At 40.5% G+C, this 8,479-nt stretch carries 10 protein-coding genes; 2 read left to right on the top strand and 8 right to left on the bottom strand.

The genetic code is table 11. The features are described from left to right. Positions 1-107: 107 nt before the first annotated feature. Both R5R67_RS18505 and R5R67_RS18500 read left to right on the top strand, forming a co-directional pair. The gene (locus R5R67_RS18505; RefSeq protein ID WP_076914850.1) at positions 108-1,223 is read left to right on the top strand and encodes a MobA/MobL family protein; all 1,116 of its coding nucleotides are present in this window, start codon (positions 108-110) and stop codon (positions 1,221-1,223) included. Positions 1,224-1,235: 12 nt separating this feature from the next. Beyond that, positions 1,236-1,820 carry a tRNA modification GTPase gene (locus tag R5R67_RS18500; RefSeq protein ID WP_076914849.1) on the top strand — a complete coding sequence of 195 codons (585 nt, stop codon included), beginning with the start codon at positions 1,236-1,238 and terminating at the stop codon, positions 1,818-1,820. A gap of 386 nt (positions 1,821-2,206) precedes the next feature. On the opposite strand, the gene R5R67_RS18495 is transcribed toward R5R67_RS18500, so the two are convergent. The 8 genes from R5R67_RS18495 to R5R67_RS18460 all read right to left on the bottom strand — a co-directional run bounded on the left by R5R67_RS18495 (position 2,207) and on the right by R5R67_RS18460 (position 8,395). Then, a complete protein-coding gene (locus R5R67_RS18495) occupies positions 2,207-2,515 on the bottom strand; it encodes a hypothetical protein (RefSeq protein ID WP_076914848.1) in 309 nt (102 codons plus the stop codon). Continuing rightward, complete coding sequence (locus R5R67_RS18490) at positions 2,508-2,672, bottom strand: replication protein (RefSeq protein ID WP_076914847.1); 165 nt, start codon at positions 2,670-2,672, stop codon at positions 2,508-2,510. The genes R5R67_RS18495 and R5R67_RS18490 overlap by 8 nt, the downstream gene beginning before the upstream one ends. Positions 2,673-2,819: 147 nt before the next feature. Further along, positions 2,820-3,275 carry a GFA family protein gene (locus R5R67_RS18485; RefSeq protein ID WP_228677541.1) on the bottom strand — a complete coding sequence of 152 codons (456 nt, stop codon included), beginning with the start codon at positions 3,273-3,275 and terminating at the stop codon, positions 2,820-2,822. A gap of 595 nt (positions 3,276-3,870) precedes the next feature. Then, complete coding sequence (locus tag R5R67_RS18480; protein WP_044111716.1) at positions 3,871-4,530, bottom strand: HAD-IA family hydrolase; 660 nt, start codon at positions 4,528-4,530, stop codon at positions 3,871-3,873. Between the two features lie 109 nt (positions 4,531-4,639). Further along, the gene (locus R5R67_RS18475) at positions 4,640-5,668 is read right to left on the bottom strand and encodes a MerR family transcriptional regulator (protein WP_044111719.1); all 1,029 of its coding nucleotides are present in this window, start codon (positions 5,666-5,668) and stop codon (positions 4,640-4,642) included. A gap of 333 nt (positions 5,669-6,001) precedes the next feature. Beyond that, the gene (locus tag R5R67_RS18470; protein ID WP_076914846.1) at positions 6,002-6,415 is read right to left on the bottom strand and encodes a hypothetical protein; all 414 of its coding nucleotides are present in this window, start codon (positions 6,413-6,415) and stop codon (positions 6,002-6,004) included. 7 nt (positions 6,416-6,422) lie between these two features. Next, positions 6,423-7,379, bottom strand: a complete 957-nt coding sequence (locus tag R5R67_RS18465) for a replication initiation protein (RefSeq protein ID WP_318755120.1) — start codon at positions 7,377-7,379, stop codon at positions 6,423-6,425. A 641-nt stretch (positions 7,380-8,020) separates the two neighbouring features. Beyond that, positions 8,021-8,395 carry a conjugal transfer protein TraD gene (locus R5R67_RS18460; protein ID WP_318755119.1) on the bottom strand — a complete coding sequence of 125 codons (375 nt, stop codon included), beginning with the start codon at positions 8,393-8,395 and terminating at the stop codon, positions 8,021-8,023. Between the last annotated feature and the right edge of the window lie 84 nt (positions 8,396-8,479).

Below are 8,479 nucleotides of genomic sequence, written 5' to 3'. Positions count from 1 at the left end.
GGTCAAATTACACTACAATCCCTATCATCCTTTTATTGATAGGGCGCACTTAGACGTTTCTTCACTTTGTTCAGAAACGGTGCGCGCTTGCAGCGGGCGAAAACAGCATGGCATCTTATCATCTCAGCGTTAAAACTGGCGGGAAAGGCAAAGCCGCTTCCCATGCCGATTATATTGCGCGTGAGGGAAAATATGCCCGTGAAAAAGACAACGACCTTGAGCATCAAGAGTCCGGCAATATGCCCGCTTGGGCAGCGCATAAACCGTCCGAATTTTGGAAAGCCGCTGACACGTTTGAACGTGCCAACGGCAGTACCTACCGCGAAATTGAAATTGCTCTGCCGCGTGAACTGACACCGACACAGCGCCTTGAACTGGTTCGCGATTTTGTTCAACAGGAAATTGGCGACCGGCACGCTTATCAATTTGCCATTCATAACCCCAGAGCGGCGATTGAAGGCGGCGAACAACCGCACGCGCATATTATGTTTTCTGAACGGCTTAATGACGGTATCGAGCGTGACCCGCAGCAGTATTTTAAACGGGCGAACAGTAAAGAGCCTGAGCGCGGCGGCGCAAAAAAGGTGCGCTTCGGTGAAACTCCGACCGAACGCAAGGCATACCTTATCGCCCAGCGGGAACGCTGGGCTGACTTACAGAATAAGCATCTTGAACGGTATCAGCATATCGACCGCGTTGATGCGCGTTCGCTGAAAGCACAGGGGATTGAGCGTGAGCCGGAGCGACATTTTGGCGCAGGACAGGTCAGGCAGTTTGAACCCGCGCAGTTACACGCAGTGATAGAGCGCAGAGAAGCGGAGCGACAGGCTCAGCACTGTCGTGATGAATGTAATAGCGTGATTGATGTTACCACCACTCTACGGGAAGCCCTCAGCGAGCGTGATAATCTGACACTGAAACACGAGCAGACGTCAGAACCTCAGTCGAAAGCGACTTCAGACAAAGCGTTTGATTTTGAAAAAGAGTCTGAAAAACTAACACCATTGGTCAATGATGCCTTGAGTGAGATACAAGAAGAGATTGACCTTCAATCCTTGATTAATGACTCGATGGCAGAGTTTCAGAATATTCATCAGGAACTGGTCAGGCAGCAGGAGCGTGAGCGACTGGCTGAGAAGCAACGCCAGCAGGAAAAAGAACGGCAGCGACTCGCCGAGCAGAAACGACAAAAGCCGGATAAAGGCTGGTCATTTTCCCGATAGACAGGATTAGATATGAACGATGAGATTAAAAAAATTGCCGCGCTGATTGGGCATCAGCAAGCGCAGGAAAAGCGTGTGGCGGCGTTGATTGAAGAATTTCAGGCGGAATCCGCTAAATTAAGCCGCCAAACAGCACAGTTGGCTCAGGTGATCCATGAATTGGACAGTGCCTCCGGTAAGATGACCGACACGATCAGGCAATCGGTGAATGCAGCCTTAACTCAGGTTGAAAAAGAACTCAAACAAACGGGATTGGCGCAGCAGAAACCCGCCGTCAATGCGCTGAATCAGGTGGTTACAGCAGCTAATGAATCCGTGAGTGCAATGCGACGTGAAATGTCACGTTATACGTGGAAATCCGCGATTTATATCGCCCTGACAATGGTTGCTGTCATGGGGGGCTGTCTCTGGGGGATGGTTTATTTTATTGACAGCGGTTATGAGCGAATTGCAAAAATGCAGCGCATGGAAGCTGTCTGGCAGCAGAAAGCCCCGCTGGCTGATATCTCCACGTGTGACGGAAAACCTTGTGTGAAAGTGGATACAAGGCAGTCATATGGTGATAAAAAAGACACCTATCTGATTATCAAACAATAAAAAAACGGCGCTGAACACGCCGTTTTCCCGTGCAAGTCGTCACGAATGCGTCCATCTGACTGTTGGCAAAGAACTTAATCCCGACCAGTCTGATGATCTCATTTAGCCCTAGGGTTTGACGGATGATGTTTCAACGGTAGTGGACATTGCGCAACCCATAAACGAATTATAACGAATGAAAAGCAGGAATTAACAGATGACAAGTTTACAACAACGTGCCGAACTTCAAATTGAAGCGCTTCGCAGTGATATTGATGTTTAAAAGTCAGGCTATATAAATGCGGTAATTAATCCAAATATAACCACTGCTGGGATTAATATTAACATAAAGACTATTATCCTTGAGGTATTTATTGGAATTGATTTTCCTTTCCAAGGATCTGATTCTAATATTTTTTTTGATTTTCTATTTCTTTCTTCCATTCTTTATCATCAATAATTTCAGGTTTATTTCTTTTTAAAAATGACAATATGAAATTATCAATATAATTTGAAAACAGGTATGTAATTAATATTAATATAAACAGTATATAATTAGTGACATCAAATCCTATAATGTCATTAAAAGAGGTGTTGTTTCTTATTTCGTCTCTCAACGTTATTAAGAATAAACTAATGACCCAAAAAGATACAGTTTTTAATGGCAAAGCCCAATTGTCTAGTAAATAATCAAATAAACTATTATTTTTATTCACTTTTATTTCTCCCGTTAATTTTTCTAGGTCCTTCTTTTAAAATGAAGGATTTTACAAATGATAAACGATCACCATTGAAGATATAATCAGGATTTAAAAAATAGCAGTTTTGGATTGTGGTTTCAGCGATAAAATCTTTTTTAATAAGCTCTTTCATACCGCGATAAAACGTTGATTCTGATATTTTTATTAAGTTTTGATCGATTAAATTTTAATAAAAATAATCATATTTACCATAATGGGCCAGTCACGCATCAAAGCTTCAAGAGCTAGTAAAAACGCGCCTCTAAGGCGTACTCACTCCTTACTCAAAATTAGCCTGTACAACATTCAACATGAGCAATAAATCGAACAGGCTATTTACCGCACTCTTATTACTATTCGCTGAGCGTACACAATCCCACATCATCGAATCATCGGTGCAAAAATCACCACAGCAGTCAGCGGAAATATCATCATCAAGCAATCCAAGTGGTAGCCATACAAAGGGCTGATCTCTCAAAGCGTTTGGAACTGTCGAACCACATGAATTACAAAAGTCATTTCGATATCCGCTTTCCTTTTTCCACGAGGAAATGAAACTACTCGAAGTTTGCCAATCAAAATCTTCAATTTTCACTATGGTGGCTAAATTATGACCAACTCCAGATTGCCTTCGGCATAGTGAACAGTGACATCTATAAAATTTCTCGGGCTGATTTTTTATCGTAAATTTCACTGAGCCACACAAACATGAACCACTAATCAAAGGAATCACCATAAAAATAAAAAAGTGTATTTACTACTATAATACCATCTGTTACGCAGTTCCTGAAAGGTGTCAATGATGCTGATATAGGGGTCAGTTTGGATATAGAAAATTATTGTACGGTAAGCCTGTTTTTTGAACAGGCTTCACCTATCTCAATGAGGTGTACTTCTGCGCTATACGGCGTTTTCCGTGGATTTTGTCTAATCGGATAACCTAAATGCGATACGGAATACGCGCTAATTTAAAAGCGATAGCCACTAGCACTAAATCAATCCCTTACGGGTTAATTTGGTTAAATAGTGTGCTAAACGTACAAGATTTTCCGATCTCCAAACTGACCCCCAATAGTGTAGGCTTAAATTCCATTGCTTTTTTCTTAGTTGGATGAATCCTAATCTTTAGTTTTTCACCTATGTTTAACTTTCCTTCAACTTTACGGATAAAGGGATTCCAACTCTCATACGATTTAAAGTCAGTCAGTACCTGCCAAACTTATTCCGGTGTCGCATTAATATCAATATGTGTAGTTATCTTTAAAGAAAGCATAATTTACCTCTGGTATCTAGAATGGCGATTCTCTGCTTATAAGCATAATTTAGTAGGGTTATTTTTTGCTGACAGTAATCCTCTTTATGGCAGACACATTTTCAAATATCTCATCAGGTGACAGTTTCTTTAAAAGTTTTTCTGAACTGTAACCCCATAAAACTGCACCGAAAGCAATTCCTACCGTTCTAGCTGCTTCATAATCGGTAATCTGATCACCAATATAGATAGTTTCTGATGGTTTAAAGTCTGCTTTTTTTAAAAGCTGCTTTAACCTAGATGCTTTTCCAAAAAAAGATGCACCGCATTCAAAGTAACTAAAGTATCGGCAGCTTGAACCAAGAACACTGGTCACATTTTCGTATCCATTTGAAGAAACTAATCCTACTGTAATTCCATGTTCATTAAGGTGTGCAAGCATTTCATCTGTATGATCAAATAGAGGAATCTTTGAAGAATTTACCTTCATAAGTTTTATAAAACTCTGAGTAATCGCAGGTAGTTTCCATACTGGTATCCCAAGATTTTTCATTATCTCTCGGGAAGATATTTCCCTAAAAGATTCAACCTCATCTAAATAAATCTTCTTGAAAGAATGCATGTCAGCTAGATGATTTATAGTTGAAACAAAGAAAGGAAAGGAATCTGCTAAGGTTCCATCAAAATCGAAAATAACCAACTTATATACTCTAGTTGGATAAGTTTGTGAGAATACCATTTACTCTACTTACTCCATATAAAATATTTTAAAATCATGAATTTAATGACCACCCCAAATTATGGGGTAGCCATACTACTTTGATTATTTGAATAGAGGTAAGCATGTACTAAGCACAACGCATTAAAGCTGATACTGCTTTTTCTAAAAATTGCAAAGTGGTAGGTTTGAGCCAGGTTCCCTCGGCAAGACTTGGTTCATTTTGCATGGCATTGCGAATCTTCGCATGTGTCGCCGGATTTTTGCCTGCGTAACCTTGCAACATGGAGAGCCATTGCTGTGCTAAACATTTTGCTTGTTCACTGTCAGGTTCAATCCCAGCATGAATGGCCTTCTCCAATCCGATCAATAACTGGGGCCAATTTTTCATCTCACGTGCATAATTTTGCTTCATAAAAGCAAATTCCTGCTCGGATAAATAACGTGCAAAAACGTTCAGCTTACTCTCGGCAAATGCTTCAAGTAGAAACTCAACCACTTCCGGATGCACACCCAATTTTTCCTGAAATGCCGATTCAGCTGAATGCATGCTATTCAATTTAACCAACCATTCAGGATTAGCAGCCGTATTCTGTTCGAGAGTCAGCATCCAGCGTGAAGCCAGGTTTTGGGCAGTTTCACTACTAGAAGATTCTCCGGCCTTAAAGAGTGCATTCGCTTCGACGACAAGCGCTTCCCATTCTTTTTGTTGTTTACTGTCTGCCTGTAAAAAAGTCAGATCTGCAAGTTCCTCTTTTGTAAAATATTGTTCGTACATAGACATAAGCTCCAGTGTTTTTAGCCAATTGTCCAGTTCCAGCTCTTCACCATTCATCAGTTGATTTTTGAGACTGCTCAAACGATAGCGCAGTTGAGTCTGCTTAATGATCATCTGATCGATTGCCTGAATCTGCCGATCAATTAATGGGGCGAGTGCCAAGTTTGGACTATTAAGAACCGCGCCAATTTCTGCCAATGTCATTCCAAGCCCTCGCAATGCCTGAATTTGGTATAAGCGAGTAATATCTTGACGGCTGTAAAGTCGGTAACCGGCGTCGGAGCGGGCCGAAGGCTGAAGTAAACCGATATCATCATAGTGATGAAGGGTGCGAATAGTTAACCCTGTCCGCTTAGCCAGTTCACCGACTTGTAATAACATCTTTTGACTCCTTTATTCCTTAGGCGTGTCTTATGCTAGAGGCTAACGTTACGTTAGGGTCAAGTATCTAAGCTATAAAAAATATTTATGGCAAATAATTTACATTTCTAATGTTTTATTTATTTAGGTAGTAGAATTTTTTATATTCCAAAAATTTCGACTCCATTTAACATAATGATGCTTAAGCGCACACCCGCTTAGGCACTCAATCAAAAAATGCCATCAACGGGTTAAAAACACTTCTTTTCTACCGTAAAAAACACCATTATTGATGTTGCTCTTTTGTTATCAAAATAGCGGTTTCGGTTTCGCGGTAAAAATGACGCCAACCGGCTATTTTTTCCAGAATTGCCACGATTTTTTGGCTGGTACTGGTGCAATGGGTTCCGGTGTTGGCGGTAGCTTGGATTCAATTAACAACATGGCTTGTTTTAAGCTATCTATGTGTGATTGCTGCGCAGTAACTAGTTGTCTTAAGTGTTCAATCTCTTGTTCCAATTGAGATGTTTTATCTGTGTCAGTTGTTCTTTGGGGTGTTACATGCTGTTCAGTTGTTACATTGTCACTGTGTGATTGGTGAACATGTTTGAATGCACCAAATACGCGCAATAACTCTGATGTATCTAGTTTTTTTGCCCCGTGTTCATCTGTACATGTGGACAATTTTCCTGTTGATATATAACGGTGTAGTGTTGTTCTACTTTTACCTATAAGCCTAGCTGCTTCACTGATTGATACCTGTGCCATGAATACCTCAGAGCCGTCTGTATTTTGCCAATATTTTCTCTAGCGTGGTTCGTTGTTTTTGAGTCAGCCATGTAAATGAGCCGTTGAGATCGTACTTGCTTTGCATATCGCTCAGGAATTTTGCTTCAAAACTAGTCAGCTGAATTTTTGCAGTTAAAGCATCATGCAATGTTGTTTTTAGCCCCTCATGAAGACGATCTTCAGGCGTTAAACGGATTGCCTTATCTTCTTTTTTTGATACTGGATCTTTTTCCAGCTCCGTCACAAGGTCTATTTGTTTATCCAGTTCAACCTGAAAGATCAGCGTGTCAGCAGGGCGGCCTCGCTTTTCAATAACTAACGTCATATTGCTGTAAGCGTTCAAGTCTTTGGCTATTGGTTTTAAAACCCAATGATTGAATTTTTTAAATTCAGGATAATTTTTTTCTAGCATCAACATAAACTTGAATTCTTTAAGGCTTATTTCAATGTTAGCTTTATTGGTTTTACGTTGAGTTAATTCCTTTAATAACCATTCATAGACGCGCATGGAATACTTGTTTTCAAAGGCTTTTACGTGCTCTAGGTTATATTTAATAAATCTTTTCAATTGAAATAAATATGGCACTATTTCCTTACTAAATCTAAGTTTTACCGCTTGCTTATCCCTATTAAACTCCGCGTAATTTACCCACTGAAATATTCGCTCAGATATAGGTCCTGTTGGATAGATTATTTCAATGGTGCGAGTCATCAATTCTCGAGTTATGTTTTTTAATCTCTGATAAGCATTATCATTTGATAAACCCATCATTTGTGCGTATTGCTGATAAGTAAATGCAACCGTTCGTTGATCTTCATTAGGATCATCAATTGTTGGATTGAGTAACGCCACACCACACAAAATCAATTTGGTTTCATGCTCAGTAAGGTCATAACGGCTTACTGCTAATTCATTTGCTTTGAAAACAACTAATTCAGACATAGCAACCTCGGTGAAGGGTTATAAATCGCTGCACTTACAATAAAGGTTCCGTGCTTTTTTTCAACTGTACCTTTTCGGTTTTTCTGTGGATCGTTCGATTTTTACTGTACCTTTTGCGCTGCTTATCCGATTTTTACTGTACCAATTCCGATTTTTACTGTACCTTTCTGTTTTTTTTGTGTTTAAAATCAATAAAATAAAAATACTAGAATAAAGAAAGAATAAAAGATAAAAAAGAATAGATCCCAGCCCTGTGGATAACTCAGAAAATTGCCGTCGATTTGCCGTAGTTAAAAGGATGTCGCAAACAACGTTTGCTCCTTTTCAAGACAAATCTAAAACACCTCGGTAGCTCCCTCGCTATGCTCGGGCAACTCGCTGTCCCTCTCTTTTGTCTCCGACCATCCAGCCACTGCGCCGCTGTTTTTTCCGTGTCATTGGGTTCGCTACGCTCACGGCTCAATCAGGAAGGAGTTGTATGCGCTTCTGTGCTGCGTTTTCAGTATTAGGCGATGAAATCTATTATCGAGCCAATAAAACCTCACCAAGGACTTCCTGTGGCGTTTTAGAGGTATTAACACTGTGCCCTAATCTTCCTTTTTCTGATTGAGTAATGCTTGCCCTTTTATTTTCCATTCTGCTCATTTGGGATTCTCACGAGGTAATTCATGCAAGCTGGCTAATGCACCCAGTAGTTTCGCGGGGTCATCCACCGGTTTACCCGTTTGACTGTCCACTAACCCTGCCATAATGAGTAATCCCGCCGATTGATAAAGGGCATGGTCACGCGCTTTACGGGCGGCTTTGGCTTCTGCCCGCTTCTCTGCCTGAATAAGATTCATCACTTTCGCGCGGGCTTCCTGTGCTTTTTCTGCTGCCCGCTCCGCCTGAATTAACAATGAGAGCGTCTTTATTTCTTGGGCAGTTTTATCCGCTTTATCGTGCAAAATCACCAATAAGCGTTGTTGCTCATTCGGTGCTTTTAAACCACGGATATATTGCACTCTGTCTGCCACCCATTTAGCCTGTTTTTCGTTTTTCATCTTTACCACTCATGCTGTTTTTAGAATAAAATAATTATGCTCATGATTGGCAACTCA

Source organism: Acinetobacter sp. OYA S30, from assembly GCF_033599315.1.
GTDB lineage: Bacteria > Pseudomonadota > Gammaproteobacteria > Pseudomonadales > Moraxellaceae > Acinetobacter > Acinetobacter baumannii.
Note: the sequence above shows the minus strand (reverse complement) of the source record. Positions and strands in the feature narration are given on the sequence as shown.

Coding starts and splice junctions, on each gene's coding strand:
- R5R67_RS18490 (WP_076914847.1), bottom strand. CDS start 2,672: ATGAAAGAGCTTATTAAAAAAGATTTTATCGCTGAAACCACAATCCAA.
- R5R67_RS18500 (WP_076914849.1), top strand. CDS start 1,236: ATGAACGATGAGATTAAAAAAATTGCCGCGCTGATTGGGCATCAGCAA.
- R5R67_RS18465 (WP_318755120.1), bottom strand. CDS start 7,379: ATGTCTGAATTAGTTGTTTTCAAAGCAAATGAATTAGCAGTAAGCCGT.
- R5R67_RS18475 (WP_044111719.1), bottom strand. CDS start 5,668: ATGTTATTACAAGTCGGTGAACTGGCTAAGCGGACAGGGTTAACTATT.
- R5R67_RS18505 (WP_076914850.1), top strand. CDS start 108: ATGGCATCTTATCATCTCAGCGTTAAAACTGGCGGGAAAGGCAAAGCC.
- R5R67_RS18470 (WP_076914846.1), bottom strand. CDS start 6,415: ATGGCACAGGTATCAATCAGTGAAGCAGCTAGGCTTATAGGTAAAAGT.
- R5R67_RS18480 (WP_044111716.1), bottom strand. CDS start 4,530: ATGGTATTCTCACAAACTTATCCAACTAGAGTATATAAGTTGGTTATT.
- R5R67_RS18485 (WP_228677541.1), bottom strand. CDS start 3,275: ATGGTGATTCCTTTGATTAGTGGTTCATGTTTGTGTGGCTCAGTGAAA.